This window comes from Legionella fairfieldensis ATCC 49588 (assembly GCF_000621525.1).
In the GTDB taxonomy this organism is placed as follows: Bacteria; Pseudomonadota; Gammaproteobacteria; order Legionellales; family Legionellaceae; genus Tatlockia; species Tatlockia fairfieldensis.
Genome location: NZ_JHYC01000018.1, coordinates 1 through 17,645, shown reverse-complemented (window position 1 = coordinate 17,645; position 17,645 = coordinate 1). Strand labels below are relative to the sequence as shown.

Sequence of the window (17,645 nt, the reverse complement as noted above, 5' to 3'; positions counted from 1 at the left end):
ATAACTCTCTATTAATTAAATTCGTTTATGATTGCCTGTAATGCCAGAAAATAACTTCCAACGCCAAATCCACTAATAACCCCCCGCGCTATGTCAGAAAAATAAGAATGCTGACGAAAGGCTTCTCGCGCATGAATATTACTGATATGAACTTCAATGAAAGGTAAGGATGTAGCAAGCAGAGCATCACGAAGCGCAAGGCTTGTATGGGTAAACGCAGCGGGATTAACAATAAGATAGTCAATTTTATTATCAGCTGCCTGATGAATAAGCGCAATTAGCTCTGCCTCCGAATTACTTTGCTGGCAATCTATCTTAAAGTTAGCCGCCTCGGCTTGTTTAACTAATGTTTTATTTAAATCAGTCAAAGTCATTGAACCATAAATTGAAGGTTCGCGTAGTCCAAGACGATTTAAATTAGGTCCATGAAGGACAAGTATCTTTTTCATGGTTGATGCTGATTTTCCCAAAATGGAAGGATTCTGCCTGAACTTTTCAATAATGTCCAGATGTGAGAGGATATCGGCATATTCCTGCATAATCGCAGGAAATTCTGGAATATATCTTTTTTGGGTGCACAATCTGTCATTTTAAATTAAATTCAATGTGCTTACTTTAGGATACTTTGCCAACCCATTTAAAATCAAAAAGACAGTGGATGTATTCATTGATGGTAATCTTATTTTTGTCCGGCTTTTAAAATACGTTCCCTGATACCTTGCCATTGGCTTTGTTCAGGAGGTAATTCAATGGCAATCATGGCGGCCCTTGATTGATCAGCCCGGCGAAGCTGATAATACAACTCAAAAGCCAATTGCTCGGGGTTGTCAGGTAATTGGTAGTATAAATCAGTATTGAGTTGCGGTATTGGAGCAAAAGATAAGACATAAACCGGGCTATTGGTCTGTTGAAAAAACGTTATTATAGCCTCGGGATTTGCAAAACAGTACAATGGTTTTTCTGGTTGATAATGGCTGTCTAATCTGCCGGGTACTCGAAGAGTACTTGTGTTTTTCAATTGCCTTCCTGGTATAATCGTCTCGATAACGGATTCTTCAAGTAATCCATGCCGCAAAATTTGATATCCTTCCGGATTGGTCGCATCAACAATAGTGGATTCAATCCCTATCTGGCAACGTCCGCCATCGAGAATGATTAATTCGTCGTGTTTAAAACTGTCTTGCACGTGCTCAGCAGTGGTCGGGCTGATTTTTCCAAAAGGGTTTGCGGAGGGAGCTACCAGCGGAAAACCGGTTTGTTGTAAAAGCTCCTGAGCCATTGGATGTTTGGGTACACGCAGAGCAACAGTGGTTTGTCCACCGGTTATGAGAGGGCTTACCTCATCGGTACTTTGCATCACCAAAGTAAGCGGGCCAGGCCAGAACTGTTGCATGAGCGTATAGGCATAATCAGGAATAACAGATATCCAGCGCGATAAATCCCAATTTTCAGCGACATGCATAATTAAAGGGTGATTAAGCGGTCTGTTTTTTAAAGTGTAAATTTTTTTAATGGCGTCTTCATTTTCTGCATTTCCGGCAAGACCGTAAACAGTTTCGGTGGGAATAGCAACCACATTACCCGCTTTTAACCGGGAAAGAGCGAGCTGCAAGTTTGTAGTGATGGTACTCATAATAGTTTTAGTCCAGACCAAGTAATAATCAATGAATAATAATAGGTCATTGGGCAAATTGAAATTAAATTATGGGGATGCCCCAATAATCCTGTCATGGCTTGTTGTTTTTGAGATAAGAAAATCAATATCCCTTCATAGGAATTTTTAATAATACATGGGATGCCGGTTTTCGGCGGCAATTCGGTACTCTTTGAATTTTTTGTCCAGCACAAATTCCCGTAACAAAATTCTTTTAATTTATTCAGAGCCTGCTAAAATGGCGTCCCGGATTTAGTTAAGGCCAACCTCAGGAAAATAGCTTTAACCTTAAATTCGAAAATTTGAACTCAGGGAGTAAGTCCAACAAATGTTGCTGACACGCTTTAGCTTCTTCTGTAATTGCCGAAGAGGGTAGAGGGTAGGTCATTTCTATGTTTCTCCCAATAATTTATTGATGGATGTGTTTTGCAGCGCAAATCACAGTGTATCAAATTATTGGTAATCGTATTGATGACTTCGCCAGGTGGGTATAGCAACGGTATGGGCATTCGAATGAGTTTGACCCGTAATTTTAAGGAGAATTAATTAATGAACCCTAATTTTCATTTGCCTTCCCTCGTGCTTTCTCTGACACTGATAACTCCTGCTGTCGGAGCAACTGAAGCGGTTGTATTGCAAAAAGAATCATTTACCAATTTGCAACAGCAATTTCATCTAGTGTTACCAAATTCTAAACAAGTTTCAAATTTTCCCTCGCTGAATAGTCTGGAGTTTATTCGACAACATACTGATCATAATCAAATAACTCATATTCGTATGCAACAAAAATACGCAGGATTTTTAGTCTATGGAGGCTATGCAATTATTCATAGCAGCAGTAAAGCGTCTACTTTGCTCACTAGTCAGGCCAGTGTAAAAATGAATGGTACTGTGTATCGTGGTCTCCAGGATGAATTAGGAGACGCGGCAAACGATTTTGTTAAAAATGGAGCTATGGCGTTGGCCCAATTTAAAAATCAATTCCAAGGCAAAGATATCAGTGAAGAGCAAGTAAAACCTATCGTGTATATTGATGGGAAACAGAAGGCACACTGGGCTTATCGCGTCAGCGTGTATATCCGTCATGACGATAAAATACCGGAAAGGCCAACAGCCATTCTCGATGCCAAATCCTATAAACCGTTTATACAATGGAATGATATTAAAACAATCGCTCAATCTACGCCAGTGAAGGGGATGGGGTATGGGGGTAATAATAAAACAGGCGAGTATGTGTTTGGAAAAACCCATCCTTTATTGGATTTAACACGAGATAACGCTGCAGAAATGTGCTACATGGAAAATAAGGCGGTAAAAGTCATTGATATGCATCATACTTATCGTTCCTCTAATAAAGCCATGAAATTTAAATGCGTGGTGAACAACGATGCAGCCGATCCATTTTTATTCTGGACAGGTTACAAAGCAGACGGTTATGACCGTGAAAATGGTGCTTTTTCACCGAGCAATGACGCGTTGTATGCGGGACAGATCATTAAACGCATGTATCAGGATTGGTATGGCGTGGATGTGTTATCTCAAAATGGTAAATCAATGAAACTGGTGATGCGGGTTCATTATGGCGAAGGCTATGACAATGCCTATTGGGATGGTGAACAAATGACTTTTGGCGATGGCAATTCTGTACTCTATCCTTTGGTTTCTCTGGATATTGGTGCGCATGAAATTAGTCACGGTTTTACGGAACAGCATTCAAATCTTGAGTATCGTAAACATTCGGGCGGTATTAATGAAGCATTTTCTGACATGGCTGCCAAGGCTGCTGAATTTTATGCAACGGGTGCCAACAACTGGGAAATTGCTGCCGAAATTATGAAAGAGTCCAGTGGCAGAGGTGCTTTACGTTATATGGATAAGCCAAGCCGGGATGGTTTATCGATTGATTCTGCTGATAAATATTCCCCCAGACTAAATGTCCATTTTTCCAGTGGTGTCTATAATCGCTTGTTTTATTTGATAGCCAATACGCCAGGTTGGAATACTCGTAAAGCGTTTGATATTATGGTTAAGGCTAATATGGATTATTGGACACCTAATACCACCTTTGATGAAGCAGGTTGTGGCGTTATTAATGCGGCTTATGACTTAGGTTTTTCTATAGACGATGTTAAAAAAGCGTTGGCAAAGGTTGCGGTTAATTACAAAAATTGTGCTATTTAAGGGTTGAAAACTCAATCAGGCGCTGTGCAACGGCGTCTGGTTTCTCCATATGAACATGATGTCCGCCCGCCAGTTCTATCACTTTTAAGTGCTTTACGGCCTGCATGCGCTTACGCATAATTTGATCGTGAAAAGCAAAACCTTGATCAGCCCAAATTAAAAAACTCTTGGCTACAATACCTTCAAGACAAGAAAGGATTTGGTTTTCAGTCATACGAAGAGGACTTGCGTTTAGAAGACGCCTGTCGTGGCGCCAATAATAGACCTCTCCTTTTTTTTCTAATCCTCGCTGACAAAGAATTTCTATATATTCCAATGATAAATAACCCTGTTTGGCTCGCGCTTGGGCTGCCAATAGTGGCGAGGAGTAGGATCTTGCTCTTTTGGCGTTACTTTTTAAATAGTGTCCATAATAAGCTAATTGTTCACGACATGTTTGTTCCGGGCTGGAAAAAGGGCCTAAACCTTCTATCAACATTAACGAGAGAATGTGCTCAGGTGCTACACCTGCAACAAGACTGGCCAGACAAGCTCCCATGGAATGGCCTAGTAAATGGACTTGATCAAAACCTAGTGCTTTAATAATTTGCAGCGTAACAAAAATAGCATCGGTAAAATGGTAATAACATCCTGAAGGTAAATGGGATGAATAACCATGGCCAGGTAAATCAATTGCTATCAGATGAAAATGTTCAGATAAATAAGAAGCCAGTGGATCAAAAGAATTTGCATTATCAAGCCAGCCGTGCAAGGCGAGTAAAGGAGGCAGGTTGACATCTCCCCAGCTCTTGTAGGCAATGGTAAATCCGGGGATAGAGAGCGTTGAGGTGTGCATGGTATTCATCAGAAAAATAATAATTCATAGTAATATTAGTATATTGCATGAAAGCTACAAGTGATATGCTTGTATGACTTCCTTTAATAAATTCTGCCATGCAACAAAATCTGCGAAGTTTATCGTTGATCACCTATAATATTCACAAGGGATTTGGTTTAGGAAAAGTGCGTTTCCTATTACCAGAGATGCGTGAAGCATTATCCGCGTTAAATCCGGATTTTGTTTTTCTGCAAGAAGTGCAAGGGGAGCATCGTCGACGGGAAAAACGTATTCATGCCTGGCCTGAAACGCCACAATTCGAATACATTGCGGAGGAAATCTGGCCGCATTTTATTTATGCAAAAAACGCTATTTATCAATCAGGCCATCATGGTAATGCCATCCTGAGCAAATATGTTTTTGAACGATTTGAAAATATTAATTTATCTTCTATAAACCGTGCTTCTCGAAGTATTTTACATGGACAAATAAAAATAGAAGGGAATGGGGCACCTGTCACTGTGCATTTACTCTGTGTTCATTTGGGTTTATTTAAAGCAGAGCGCGCTTCCCAATGTCGTGCGTTAATGCAACGTATCAGTGAAATGGTACCCGAACATGAACCTTTATTAATAGCCGGTGATTTCAATGACTGGCGTCATCATCTCTCTGATTTATTAGCTGATGAGTTAGATATTAAAGAGGCTTTTTATAGTTTAAAAGGGCGACATGCGCGTTCCTTTCCTGCAATTAAACCTGCTTTCTGTGTCGATCGTATTTATTATCGCGGTATGCAGGTTGTGGATGTGCAGTGTTTACAAGGAAAACCATGGCGTATGTTATCGGATCATATTCCTTTACTGGCGCGCTTTGAGTTTGTTGATAAATTGCAGCCTGAATAAATAAATTATCCACCCAGGCTATTGCAATTACGCTATATTGGTGCGTTAAAATAAACTCAAATTATTCCATATTGTCCTGGTATTCACCAAAGCAGGCTGCGCTGTTTAACCGAGCGCGTTTAAGCAAGGCTTCCTGAGCTATTTTAATATTTTCTTTTTTCCCTGCCCAGGCTTGCAAACAATCTTCTTGTAAGGCACGCCCATAAGAAAAACTCAGATTCCAGGGCTGATAACCTGTGCTGTTAATAGCATTTAAATTGGCTGTTGCCTGTTGTGGTGTCTGGCCGCCGGAAAGAAAGTTAATAGTAGGTACGGCAGCAGGCACATTGCTACGAAATACGCTGATTGTATAATCGGCCACTTCGTCAGGAGCGCTGAAGGAAGGCGCGTTTTTACCGCAGGTTACCATGCTTGGTTTAAGCACAATATGTTCCAGTTCTACTTGATGGATAAATAATGCATGGAAGAGTTCATGTAAAACCATTTCACAGGCTTCCGCACATTGTTCAATAGAATGGTCGCCATCCATCAAGACTTCAGGTTCAACGATGGGAACAATGCCTGCTGATTGACAAATTGCCGCATAGCGAGCCAGCATTTCCGCACCTGCCTTAATTGCAGTCAAACTGGGTGTAAATTCGCTGATACTATAAACATTCCGCCATTTTGCAAAACGTGCGCCTGAATTTTTGAAATGTTGTAAACGTTCGGCTAATCCATCCAGACCCTGAGTTACTTTTTCATTGTCCGTGTTAGCGAGAGTCACTAATCCTTTGTCTACTTTAATGCCAGGTACAATACCTTTTTCAGCAAATAAAGCGGGAATTGCAATGCCTTTTTCATCTTTATGAGTAAAGGTTTCTTCAAATAAGATAACGCCATTAATATATTGTTCGAGATCAGGTGTTGATGCGAGTAACAGGCGATAATCACGACGGTTTTCTTCCGTATTTTCAATACCAATTGAGTCAAAGCGCTTACCAATGGTCCCCTGGCTTTCATCCGCAGCTAAAATACCTTTACCGTCCTGTAATAACTGCTCCATAGTGGCCGATAATTCATCATAATACATATTATTAATTCTCCTATTTATTTTGTTGGTGCTGAAATATATTTTTCACGAATAATGCGCTGCATACTAAAGCCTTGTTCTTTCAGATAGCTAAATGCCTCGTCGATCATACCGGGATTTCCACATAAATAAACAAGATCCTCCTCGGGATTAAGCGAAAGAGAAGGAAATGCATGTTGTACATAGCCTGAATGCTCGCAGGCGCTTAATGTTTCGCTTGCAGGGCGACTCAGATGGGCGCGAAAACTGACTTGTTGAGGGTATTCAGCGGCAAAACGAACAAAATCATCGCCATAAAGAATATCTGCTTGTGTCCGCACACCTTGCAAGATAATGACTTGTAATTCAGGATTGATTTGCAGACGCTGTTTTAACTCCTCCAGCATGGCCCGATAAGGCGTTACGCCCGTGCTGGTTGCCACTAAAATATAGCGTTTAGGCATGTCTTCTTTAAGAATTAAACGCCCAAAAGGTCCGGTAATATTAATTGTGTCTCCTGGTTTTAAATTAAATAGTAACTCTGTACCAGGTCCACCTTCAACATAGCCTGCCGCAAATTCAATGCGGTTGTTTTGTGTGGGCACATTAGCGATACTGTAACTGCGTTTAAGAATTTTACCGTCTCGTTCAAAATGAATGGTAATAAACTGACCTGCCAGGTAAGCAAAGGGAGGGGATTGTTCTACACTAAAAACAAAGTGCTTCACGTAAGAAGAAAGCATAAAACTATCTTCCAGGACAATTGGAAAGGTGTTGACTTGCATAATAATTACAACATTGTGAGAAAGTCACTAATATAGGGGAAAAATTATGCATTGCAAGAGCTGGCCAATGAATTGAGATATAATTAGACTATGAATAGTACTGATTTGACCCAAATGATTGGCAATCTAAGCCGATCCCTTTTCCCTATCCAACACCTTCTTTCAGGTCTGGCATACCTCATGGGTATCGTTTTTTTTATGATAGCGTTGTCAAAACTTAAAAAGATAGGGGGCGCAGGTGGCCATTCTCAGGAAAAAATTTTTGTACCTTTAGCCTATTTTATAGGAGGATCTGCCCTTCTTTTTATGCCTTCTGCTTTTTCTGCATTGACTAATACGGCTTTTGGTGTTGGAAATATTCTCCAATATGCCAACTACAATCCTTATGATATTTATAATTCAATGGGATTGATTATTCAAACGGCGGGTGTTCTTTGGTTTATTCGTGGTTGTGTGCTATTAGTGCATGCTAGCGAACCCGGAGTACAGCATGGGCCTAAAGGTTTGGCTTTCCTCTGTGCCGGGGTTCTGGCTATGAATTTTGAGAATACCGCCTCTTTTTTAAATTATGTATTGGAACAATTAACCTCTTTGACCCTGACAGTCAAAAATATGCAGGGCTATTAAGACGTATTGATTTCACTATTTCCCTAATCGTTTTCACCGCAGATTTTTAAGTTGTTGGTTTTTGCGAAATCTAAAATCGCCTGATAGATGTGGGGACTGGATTCTTTAAGCGTTGGGTCCAGCAGGATGCATTTATAGCCTTCTGTATTAACACTGGGCTGTAGCAAGGGCGAGTAATGGATGCGGCTGTTTTTAAAACTGGCCATCGTTCCGCTCATACGTTCCGCCCAATCACTGGGACGAAAAGGCTTGCCCTGGGAAGTAACACCTTCGATAACAATTTTTTTGTTTCCGGAACCGGTCATTATTGCCATACATTAAAAACAGTTTGCCTAGTATAACACCATCCTGGTTAAATAACGAAGTAATGGTAAACAGAGTGTCTGCTATGCTAGCATATAGATGATTTAATTTGTATGAGATCCGATTTGTGAATAAAAAAGAGAGTCCTTCGGGAATATATTTGTTGCCTAACTTATTTACTACAGCCAGTTTGTTTACAGCTTTTTATTCAATTGTTGCTTCATTGAAATCGCAATATGAAATCGCAGCTATTGCGATTTTTATTGGCATGATTGCTGATGGCCTGGATGGACGTATTGCCCGTTTGACAAACACTCAAACGGCATTCGGGGCTGAATATGATAGTTTATCGGATATGGTCACTTTCGGGGTTGCTCCAGCATTACTGCTTTATAGCTGGGATCTCCATCTTTTAGGTAAAGTAGGCTGGTTAATCGCATTCATGTATACAGCCGCGGTCGCTTTACGTCTTGCACGTTTTAATACCCAGGTAGCTACTGCTGATAAACGTTATTTCCAGGGATTGGCGTGTCCGGCCTCTGCTGCTATCGTTGCTTCATTTACCTGGTTTTGCCATCAAAATCAATTTGAAAATGGCGTTGTTACGTTATTAACAGCGATCATTACAGTCATTGCCGCAGTGTTGATGGTCAGCAATATCCGTTATTACAGTTTCAAGAAAGTGGATTTCAAAGGAAAGGTACCTTTTTTATACTTTTTATTAATGATAATCCTCTTTGTGGCTATTGCGGCAGATCCGGCGGTTGTTTTATTTACAGGTTTTGTGCTTTATGCGTTGTCAGGTCCCGTGCACATGCTGATCACCTTGCGGCGTGTGCGCAAATCTCACAAAGATTTAATTCGGGAGCGGGAGCATAGAAAAAAAGAGTAAGTGTTCACGGAGTATGTAATTAAGAGTATATAACGTCAATGTCTTTCCCGCGCAGGCGGGAAACTATCTACAAATTAGACATGGTGCTAATTTTATGGATGGATTCCCGCCTGTGCGCGGGAAAGACAAGTCATGGAACAAAGTTTGGAAGAGAAAATTTGCATATCCCGTGAAGCTTACAAAAAGATTAACTTAATTACTTATTCAGTCTCCCCGAAGTAGTTGTTAATTAGCTCAACGATAGCTTCTCCCATTTCTACTTCGTCTGGCCCTTCAATCTGTAAAGTTAATTCGCTGCCTTTGTTGGCAGCAAGCATCATAATACCCATAATACTTTTACCATTAACCGTTTTAGTGCCTTTAGTAACATCAATGTGGCTTTGAAATCGAGAGGCAAGAGAAACGAATTTCGCAGAAGCTCTAGCATGCAAACCTAACTTGTTAATGATGGTAATTTCAATTTTTATCATAGCGCCAACAATGTAACATGTGTTGTTATTTTCTACAATGAATGCATCAGTTATTTTTATGTAAAATATCAGATGGGTAAAAACGCCTCCAGTCTTTGAATTCCCGCTGCTTGACAGCGGGAATTCGGACAGTGAGAGCAAGTTAAGTTAAGTGGAGTGTGAGTGGTTTTGCCAAGCCACCTAATCAATTATTACTCAGAGCGATCCTTAATCGCGCTCATTAAGTTTTGACAATACTCTTTTTGTCTCTGCGATTATTCGCGATGATCACGAATTTTTTCTTTGTGTTTTATAAGTTGTCGATCTAATTTATCGATTAAGGCATCAATGGATGCGTACATATCTTCAGACGTTGCATGAGCATGCAATTCACCTTTGGCAATCATAATAGTTGCTTCAGCCATTTGGCTTAATTTTTGAACATCAAAGATGACGTGAATGGAAGTAATTTTGTCGAAATGCCGCTCCAGCTTGTTGAATTTATCTTCTGTGTAAGCTTTTAAAGCGGGTGTAACTTCGACATTATGACCAGTGAAGTTGATTTGCATAACATTCTCCTTCGATTAATAAAACTAACAACGAATTGTTTTGCGCTTATTAGAGGGATCAATCCCCATTGCTTCGCGGTATTTTGCTACCGTTCTGCGTGCAACCTGAACACCTTGCTCGCCAATAAGCTGAGCAATTTTACTGTCACTCAATGGTTTTTTTCGATTTTCTGCTGCAATTAGTTTTTTAATTACTGCCCGGATGGCTGTTGATGAGCATTCTCCACCATTTGCTGTAGTGACATGGCTTGAGAAAAAATATTTTAGTTCAAACACTCCGCGTGGGGTATGCATAAATTTTTGGGTGGTAACTCGTGAAATAGTGGATTCATGCATATCTAAAGCAAGTGCTACATCATTGAGAATGAGTGGTTTCATTGCTTCATCGCCTTGTTCAAAAAAATCTTGCTGATAATCCACAATACAACGGGCGACTTTTAGCAACGTTTCCTGACGGCTTTGTATACTTTTTAAAAACCAACGGGCTTCCTGGAGATTATTTTTTAAAAATTGATTATCCGCACTATTATCCGCGCGTTGTATGAGGGCGGCATAATGATTATTAATACTTAGACGGGGCAGGGTATTTTGATTCAAATGAACCTGCCAGACGCCCTCAATTTTTTTTACAATAAGGTCCGGGATGATATACTCAGTTACTTCCTGTTGAATCAGACTTCCAGGTTTGGGATTCAAGCGTTGAATAATATGAAGTGCTTTGTCCAGATTTGCTTCATTAATCTGATAATTCTTCATTAACTGACGATAATTATGTTCACCCAGTAATTCAATGTCATTACGGATAATCTGTTTGGCCAGATTGACTTCGGTACTGGTTTTGGGGAGTTGTTCCAATTGTACCAGCAAGGTTTCCGCTAAATTAGTGGAGGCACAGCCCACAGGATCAAAATGCTGTAAGCGATGGCGAACCGCTTCTATTTCTTCCATTTCTATAGGATAGGCTTCACTGTGTAAACAGGCATGAAGCTCTGTGAGCGGTAGTGTTAAAAACCCGTCATCATCAATGGCATCAATAAGTGAAGTAGCAATAACTCTGTCTACATCAGACATGGGGGTTAAACCCAGTTGCCAGCGTAAATGTTCCTGTAAGTTAGTGGTTGAGCAATGCAGGTTTTCATAATTAAAATCAAAATCATCAAAACTGGCTCTTTTGCTTGACTGACTATAAAGTTGGGACCATTGGAAATCAGCGAACTCATCGTGATTTTTTTTATCTTCCAATCGATGTTCTTCTTTGTCCTCATGGGGAATTACTTCAAGCATTGGATTAGATTCGATAGCCTGCTGAATCTCTTGTTGCAAATCCAGAGTTGAGAGTTGCAACAGACGAATTGCTTGTTGGAGTTGAGGGGTAAGTGTTAGTTGTTGACTAATACTAAGTTGCAACGATGGCTTCATGCAATTCCTCTTTGTTTTTTCATCGCCTTTCCTTAAGTTTAACTGATTCGGAATGATTATCCAGTAGGGTTTTGAAGGATTTTAAGAAAGCATTTTTTTAAGGACACAATAATTTGCTAGTATGAAAAATAATTAATCAAAATAGTTGATTCAAAAGAAAAATAGAATCAATGTTTAAGTGATTATGATGATGAAGCGACAAAAAGCGCTGCTCCTTGATGTCGCTGATTGCTTCATCAAGGTACAAAAATTACTTGATTTTGGTTTCTTTAAACAGGACGTGTTTACGAAGCTCAGGGTTATACTTCCGCAGTTCCAATTTTTCAGGATTTTCCCTGGGGTTCTTTGTGGTGGTATAAAAATAACCCTTCCCTTCTGTAGATACCATCTTAATCTTAACTCTAATCTTGCTGGCCATAGTATTTTCCTCTCACTTACACTTTTTCGCCGTTAGCACGAAGCTTGTCCAGAACAACTTTGATGCCCAATTTATCGATAATACGCATACCCTTTGTGCTTACCTTAAGGGTAACAAATCGATTTTCCTCTTCAACCCAAAAACGATGCTTTTTGATATTAGGGAGAAAACGTCTTCTTGTTTTATTGTTAGCATGCGACACATTGTTGCCAGTAATTGGTCGCTTGCCAGTAACCTGACATACTCTTGACATGGTATACTCCAAAGTGTTCGGTAGATTTTTATTTTGTAAAAATTAATTGCATTCGCCAGGCGAATTGACCGGGTGTAAAATACAAGAGCGGTTTTATAGCAAAAAATGGCACATTATGCAATGTTTTCACTTATTTTCTACAGAGAAGGTGAAAATTTTTATCACTAATGAATGATTCCATGATCCAATCATTTTTGATCATTAAGTAAACAAAAATGATTTGCTTGTTATTTTATCCTGCTAGTAGCGCGTAATTATTTTTTTCAAGATAATGGTTCGCCCCAAAATTAAGCGTAGGAAGAGTAAAGAAAAATGCAACGAACCATTAAAAGTTTTGTTTTGCGTGCTGGTCGGGTCAGCAACCGACAACAACAGGCGCTTGATCACTGGTTAGATCATTATGAACTGACTTTAGAAGATAGTCCCTGGGATTTACAGCGTGTTTTTACCAGAGAAGCACCTGCTATTGTTGAAATTGGTTTTGGCATGGGGGCTTCGTTGTTAACCATGGCCCGGCAACAACCTGAACACAATTTCATTGGGATTGAAGTGCATAAAGCAGGTATTGGTAGCCTGGTTGCGGATCTTCATGATCATGAAATAACCAATGTGCGGATTGTTACGCATGATGCTGTTGACGTGTTAAAGCATCATTTAGCAGATAATTCATTAACAGGGGTGCAAATTTTTTTCCCTGATCCCTGGCATAAAAAACGCCATCATAAACGACGTTTAATCCAGCCAGAATTTATCAGTTTACTGGTAAAAAAAATAAAACCGGGTGGTTTTATTCATTGTGCGACCGATTGGCAAGACTATGCGGAGCACATGCTTGCTGTTTTATCGGCTGAAACGGGGCTAGTGAATAGTCAGTCAGAAGGTGGTTACTCGCCGCGACCTCTCAGCCGACCATTAACCAAATTTGAAGAGAGAGGTAAACGTTTGGGGCATGGTGTCTGGGATTTAATATATATCCGGCGGTAATTGATCCGCACCCCCGATAATATAAGTCTTAATTCCATTTGTTGGCTTGCTTAAACGGAGCATACCTCCTAGAATTCTATTTTCTGTAGATCAGTGGGGGAAATAGATGGGATGGAATGAGCCTGATAAGGATAAAGATCCGTGGAGCGGAAAAAATCAGCCGCCGGATTTGGATGAAGCGTTAAAGCGTTTTCAGGAAAAATTAAAAAAAACTTTTTTTGGTAGTTCCGGTCAATCTGATAAAAATTCATCGTCAAATAAAAATAGTGGTTTTCTTACTTTATTGGCTGTCTTGATTATTTTTATCCTGTGGGCGCTTTCAGGTGTATTTATCGTTGATGAAGGTGAGCAGGCAGCAATTCTTCGTTTTGGTAAATACGTGAAAACAGTAGGGGCCGGGCCACATTGGATTCCACGCATTATCTCTTCAAAAATTGTGCAGAATGTGGAGCGTGTTTCCGATTATTCTTATGCTGCTCAAATGCTGACAAAAGATGAAAATCTCGTAGCGGTTTCTCTTGTTGTACAGTATCGTATTGGTGATCTTCAAGACTATCTGTTTAATGTTACCGATCCACAGGAAAGTTTACAGCAGGCAACCTCCAGTGCTTTAAGGCAGGTTGTCGGAACAACTACCCTTGATCAGATTATTACTGAAGGACGTGAAGCCTGGGGTTCCAGTGTACAGGATTCTTTAACCAGGATTCTCGAAAAATACAAGACGGGTATTGTGATAGTGAATGTATCGCCACAACCTGCCAGGGCGCCAGAAAACGTTCAGGATGCGTTTGATGATGCGATTAAGGCACAGGAAGATGAAAAGCGATTCAAGGAGCAGGCTTTTGCCTATCAGGCACGGGTGGTTCCTATTGCTGAGGGAAATGCCAAGCGTATCAGCGAAGAAGCACAGGCTTTCGCACAGCAGGTGGTTCTTAAAGCCAAGGGTGAAGTGGCAGAGTTCCTGGCTTTGTTACCCCAATATATTCAGGCACCTGGTGTAACTTCCGAACGAATGTATCTGGAAATGATGCAACGGGTTCTAACCCAAAGCAGTAAAATTATTGTTGATAATAAAGCGAATAACCTTTTATATTTGCCTCTCGACAAATTAATGAAGCCTATCAATGTTCTGCCTAAAGCAGCGGACGCGATAGGTAGTGCTCATTCGGTTGCGAATGATGAGGGCACAGAGAGTCTGGCAGTTCGTAGTCGTGATATTACACGGCGCACTTATAGTGGCGATATTGGGAGAAATTAGTCAATGAATGCAAAAAAAACAACCTTGGGCATTCTGGCATTTATCATTCTTATGATCCTGCTTGCCAGTGTCTTCACTATTAATCAGGGACAGCATGGTATTTTGCTGCGTTTGGGACGTTTGGTGAATGACAATGGAAATACCAAAATATTAGGACCTGGATTGCATATTAAAATGCCATTTATTGAAAACATTCGTGTTTTTGATACTCGTATTCAAACGTTGGATATCAAGTCATCGCGTATAGTTACAAAGGAAAAAAAGGATGTGATTGTTGATTATTATGTCAAGTGGCGAATTGATGATTTGGCACGTTACTACAAGTCAACAGGAGGAAATGAGCTGAAAGCGGAAACTTTGCTGGAACAACAGTTAAATACTTCTTTGCGGGCGCAGTTTGGTAAACGTACTATTTCCGAGGTTGTATCAGGTGGCCGTGATGATGTAATGGATGCTTTACGTGATAATGCGGAGGAGCGGGCTGCTGAGCTTGGTATTTCAGTCGTTGATGTTCGTATTAAAGGGATAGAACTCCCGGAAAATACAAGCAATGCTATTTATCAACGAATGCGTGCTGATATGCAAAAAATTGCTAATCGACATCGTGCGGATGGTAATGCAACTGCCGAAGCCATTAAAGCCTCAGCAGATGCGGAAGTAACAGTTCTCCTTGCCAAGGCACAAAGTGAAGGACAAATGGTTAAAGCGCGTGGTCAGGCAGAGGCAGCAGCAACTTATGCTGAAGCATTCAGTAAGAATAAAGACTTTTTTTCTTTTTATCGTAGCTTGAAAGCTTATGAAAATAGTTTTAATTCCAAAGAAGACCTTTTGGTTCTTGATCAAAGCTCCGCATTTTTTGATTATTTTAAGCACGCTTTGTCTGGTACCAGCGTCAAAAAATGATTATAATGGCAAATTTTGCTGAATGGGGTTAAGCATGCTTAACCCTTTTTTATTTGCAATGCTGTGTGTATTTATCAATTTGCAGAGTAAAGAGTCTGATTATGGGTAAAAATGTAGTTATTATAGGAACGCAATGGGGCGATGAGGGAAAAGGCAAAATCGTTGATCTGTTAATGCATGATGCACAAGCGGTCGTGCGCTATCAAGGTGGGCATAATGCCGGGCATACCTTAAAAATAAAGGGGGAAAAAACAGTATTACGCTTAATTCCTTCGGGTATGTTGCGTCCTCATGTGCAGTGTTATATTGGCAATGGGGTTGTTCTTTCTCCTCAAGCCTTGCTTGATGAGATTAAAGAACTGGAAAATAAGGGAATTAATGTTCGGAGTCGCCTGCGTATTAGCCAGGCTTGCCCTTTAATTTTGCCTTGTCATGTTGCTTTGGATAAGGCGCGTGAAAATTCTAAAGGGGCTACTGTAATTGGTACTACAGGTCGCGGTATTGGCCCTGCTTATGAAGATAAGGTAGCAAGACGGGCATTGAAAGTCAGTGATCTAGTCCATTTTGAACGCTTTAAAACAAAACTTCCTGATTTATTACAATATCATAATTTTGTATTAAAAAATTATTACAATCAGCCAGAAATTGAACTACAGCCTTTACTTGATGAGGCGCAAATCTGGGCTGAGTCTTTGAAAGACATGATTTGTGACGTAACCACTTGTTTACATGAACATCGCACAAAAGGAGATACTGTTCTTTTTGAAGGAGCGCAGGGTGTTTATCTTGATATTGATCATGGAACCTATCCTTTTGTTACGTCCTCCAATACCTGTGTAGGCAGTGTAATTAATGGCGCTGGTTTTGGCCCGCGTTATCTGGATTATGTTTTAGGAATCACCAAAGCCTATACTACTCGAGTGGGAGGAGGTCCTTTTCCGACAGAGCTTTTTGATGAGATTGGTAAAGGATTAGCCAGCCGAGGTAATGAATTTGGTGCTGTGACGGGTCGTCCTCGCCGATGTGGTTGGTTTGATGCAGTATTACTACGGCGTTCCATTGAGCTTAACAGTATCACTGGCTTGTGCATGACCAAACTTGATGTTTTGGACGGTCTGGATACTATTCGCATTGCTGTTGCTTATCGGGATAGTAATGGTCAGTTATTATATCGCCCCCCCCAGGCAGCAGAAGATTTTAAGGGATTGGAACCTGTCTACGAAGAAATGCCAGGCTGGTCAGAGTCGACTGCGGATGTAACAGAATTAAAACAGTTACCTGCTAATGCATTAGCTTATATTAAGCGTATTGAAGCGCTGTTGGACGTTCCTATTGATATGCTTTCAACGGGTCCTGAGCGAGATTCGACCATTATTCTTCGCAGCCCTTTTGAATGAAATAGAGACAAATAGCGTAAATATAAGTTCTTGTTGAAAAGTTACTTAAGGAATAAATAAGCAATGAGCCTGGAGCAATTTCAGATACCGATATTCTAAAAGCTTAATGAGAAGTTGGTTCTGGAGTGCTCTGCAAGTCACTTTCATTGTAATTGTTCACGGGATATGCAAATTTTCTCTTCCAGACTTTGTTCCATGACTCGTCTTTCCCGCGCACAGGCGGGATCTGTCTTTCAATCAGAACAACCGTGTAATTTGAGAAATAGATTCCCGTTTTCACGGGAATGACCTGAAAATAATTGAAAAGGTGTTTAACAATAACACAAAAAAATGAGAGAATCACTCAGCGCTTGCGCGGGAAAGACAGTGACGTTATATACTTCTTAATTCCCTATTCCGTGGACACCTGCCTTCATTTCGATTTTAGAGATAGATTAATAATCTTGGTTTCGAGTGTTTTGAAACCCCAGTAATGGGTTTTAAACTTTAATAAAGCATTATAGATCAAAAGGTTAATTTGTTTTGAAATAGAAAAAGGTAGCTGGAACATTGTAATATCGCAATTTTTTCCCGACGAAAGGAATTTGTGATATGGACATGCACCAGCTGGTTAATATTTTCTGCGAAATAGACGATTTCTGCAACGAGTTAGATAAACATTGTGAACATTATATGCTAACAGGCCCGACAAAAAGCAAGCGCGGTCCGGCTTGCAGCTTATCGATTAGCGAGATTATGACTATCTTGGTTATGTTTCAAATGTCCAGATTTAGAGATTTTAAA

Annotated in this window: 19 protein-coding genes and 1 pseudogene; 9 read left to right on the top strand and 11 right to left on the bottom strand. The window is 40.3% G+C overall.

The window, feature by feature from the left end; all coding sequences use genetic code 11:
- Positions 1 to 11: 11 nt before the first annotated feature.
- A complete protein-coding gene (aroQ, locus tag T345_RS0106380) occupies positions 12 to 449 on the bottom strand; it encodes a type II 3-dehydroquinate dehydratase (protein WP_028388614.1) in 438 nt (145 codons plus the stop codon).
- A 230-nt stretch (positions 450 to 679) separates the two neighbouring features.
- Positions 680 to 1,633, bottom strand: a complete 954-nt coding sequence (locus T345_RS0106375; RefSeq protein WP_028388613.1) for an L-threonylcarbamoyladenylate synthase — start codon at positions 1,631 to 1,633, stop codon at positions 680 to 682.
- A gap of 570 nt (positions 1,634 to 2,203) precedes the next feature.
- On the opposite strand from T345_RS0106375, the gene proA reads away from it, so the two are divergent.
- Positions 2,204 to 3,835, top strand: coding sequence for a zinc metalloprotease ProA (gene proA / locus T345_RS0106365; RefSeq protein ID WP_028388611.1), 1,632 nt, complete (start codon positions 2,204 to 2,206; stop codon positions 3,833 to 3,835).
- Here the strand turns inward: proA and T345_RS0106360 are convergent.
- Positions 3,828 to 4,670, bottom strand: coding sequence for an alpha/beta fold hydrolase (locus tag T345_RS0106360; RefSeq protein ID WP_028388610.1), 843 nt, complete (start codon positions 4,668 to 4,670; stop codon positions 3,828 to 3,830). The genes proA and T345_RS0106360 overlap by 8 nt on opposite strands.
- Before the next feature lie 98 nt (positions 4,671 to 4,768).
- Between T345_RS0106360 and T345_RS0106355 the strand changes: the two genes are divergently transcribed.
- Positions 4,769 to 5,554 carry an endonuclease/exonuclease/phosphatase family protein gene (locus tag T345_RS0106355; RefSeq protein ID WP_028388609.1) on the top strand — a complete coding sequence of 262 codons (786 nt, stop codon included), beginning with the start codon at positions 4,769 to 4,771 and terminating at the stop codon, positions 5,552 to 5,554.
- 61 nt (positions 5,555 to 5,615) lie between these two features.
- Here T345_RS0106355 and T345_RS0106350 read toward each other — a convergent pair whose 3' ends face one another.
- Together T345_RS0106350 and T345_RS0106345 are read right to left on the bottom strand one after the other, a co-directional pair.
- Positions 5,616 to 6,626 carry a class I fructose-bisphosphate aldolase gene (locus tag T345_RS0106350; RefSeq protein ID WP_028388608.1) on the bottom strand — a complete coding sequence of 337 codons (1,011 nt, stop codon included), beginning with the start codon at positions 6,624 to 6,626 and terminating at the stop codon, positions 5,616 to 5,618.
- A gap of 17 nt (positions 6,627 to 6,643) precedes the next feature.
- Entirely contained in the window at positions 6,644 to 7,390 is a 747-nt protein-coding gene (locus T345_RS0106345) for a ferredoxin--NADP reductase (RefSeq protein ID WP_028388607.1), read from the bottom strand.
- Between the two features lie 90 nt (positions 7,391 to 7,480).
- Here T345_RS0106345 and T345_RS0106340 point away from each other — a divergent pair, with 90 nt between their 5' ends.
- Entirely contained in the window at positions 7,481 to 8,017 is a 537-nt protein-coding gene (locus tag T345_RS0106340; RefSeq protein WP_028388606.1) for a hypothetical protein, read from the top strand.
- 23 nt (positions 8,018 to 8,040) lie between these two features.
- Here the strand turns inward: T345_RS0106340 and T345_RS0106335 are convergent, their stop codons facing one another.
- Positions 8,041 to 8,322 (bottom strand): DUF3579 domain-containing protein, encoded by a 282-nt coding sequence (locus T345_RS0106335; protein WP_028388605.1) that lies wholly within the window; start codon positions 8,320 to 8,322, stop codon positions 8,041 to 8,043.
- Positions 8,323 to 8,447: 125 nt separating this feature from the next.
- On the opposite strand from T345_RS0106335, the gene pssA reads away from it, so the two are divergent.
- Complete coding sequence (gene pssA / locus T345_RS0106330; protein WP_028388604.1) at positions 8,448 to 9,212, top strand: CDP-diacylglycerol--serine O-phosphatidyltransferase; 765 nt, start codon at positions 8,448 to 8,450, stop codon at positions 9,210 to 9,212.
- 200 nt (positions 9,213 to 9,412) lie between these two features.
- On the opposite strand, the gene T345_RS0106325 is transcribed toward pssA, so the two are convergent.
- The 5 genes from T345_RS0106325 to rpmB form a co-directional block, all read right to left on the bottom strand.
- On the bottom strand, positions 9,413 to 9,682 hold the full coding sequence (locus T345_RS0106325; protein WP_028388603.1) for an HPr family phosphocarrier protein: 270 nt from the start codon (positions 9,680 to 9,682) through the stop codon (positions 9,413 to 9,415).
- A gap of 254 nt (positions 9,683 to 9,936) precedes the next feature.
- Positions 9,937 to 10,230 carry a ribosome hibernation-promoting factor, HPF/YfiA family gene (gene hpf, locus T345_RS0106320; protein WP_028388602.1) on the bottom strand — a complete coding sequence of 98 codons (294 nt, stop codon included), beginning with the start codon at positions 10,228 to 10,230 and terminating at the stop codon, positions 9,937 to 9,939.
- A 24-nt stretch (positions 10,231 to 10,254) separates the two neighbouring features.
- Positions 10,255 to 11,649: an RNA polymerase factor sigma-54 gene (locus T345_RS0106315; RefSeq protein WP_028388601.1), complete on the bottom strand. Its 1,395-nt coding sequence runs from the start codon at positions 11,647 to 11,649 to the stop codon at positions 10,255 to 10,257.
- Positions 11,650 to 11,899: 250 nt separating this feature from the next.
- Positions 11,900 to 12,067, bottom strand: coding sequence for a 50S ribosomal protein L33 (gene rpmG, locus T345_RS0106310; RefSeq protein ID WP_028388600.1), 168 nt, complete (start codon positions 12,065 to 12,067; stop codon positions 11,900 to 11,902).
- Positions 12,068 to 12,083: 16 nt separating this feature from the next.
- Positions 12,084 to 12,320 carry a 50S ribosomal protein L28 gene (gene rpmB / locus T345_RS0106305; protein ID WP_028388599.1) on the bottom strand — a complete coding sequence of 79 codons (237 nt, stop codon included), beginning with the start codon at positions 12,318 to 12,320 and terminating at the stop codon, positions 12,084 to 12,086.
- Between the two features lie 312 nt (positions 12,321 to 12,632).
- Here rpmB and trmB point away from each other — a divergent pair, with 312 nt between their 5' ends.
- The 5 genes and pseudogenes from trmB to T345_RS15330 all read left to right on the top strand — a co-directional run.
- Positions 12,633 to 13,304, top strand: a complete 672-nt coding sequence (gene trmB / locus T345_RS0106300; protein ID WP_028388598.1) for a tRNA (guanosine(46)-N7)-methyltransferase TrmB — start codon at positions 12,633 to 12,635, stop codon at positions 13,302 to 13,304.
- Between the two features lie 106 nt (positions 13,305 to 13,410).
- The gene (gene hflK / locus T345_RS0106295; RefSeq protein ID WP_028388597.1) at positions 13,411 to 14,562 is read left to right on the top strand and encodes an FtsH protease activity modulator HflK; all 1,152 of its coding nucleotides are present in this window, start codon (positions 13,411 to 13,413) and stop codon (positions 14,560 to 14,562) included.
- A 3-nt stretch (positions 14,563 to 14,565) separates the two neighbouring features.
- The gene (gene hflC / locus T345_RS0106290; protein ID WP_028388596.1) at positions 14,566 to 15,465 is read left to right on the top strand and encodes a protease modulator HflC; all 900 of its coding nucleotides are present in this window, start codon (positions 14,566 to 14,568) and stop codon (positions 15,463 to 15,465) included.
- Positions 15,466 to 15,566: 101 nt separating this feature from the next.
- Positions 15,567 to 16,862 (top strand): adenylosuccinate synthase, encoded by a 1,296-nt coding sequence (locus T345_RS0106285; RefSeq protein ID WP_028388595.1) that lies wholly within the window; start codon positions 15,567 to 15,569, stop codon positions 16,860 to 16,862.
- 591 nt (positions 16,863 to 17,453) lie between these two features.
- Positions 17,454 to 17,645, top strand: a pseudogene (locus T345_RS15330) (IS982 family transposase); the annotation flags it as partial.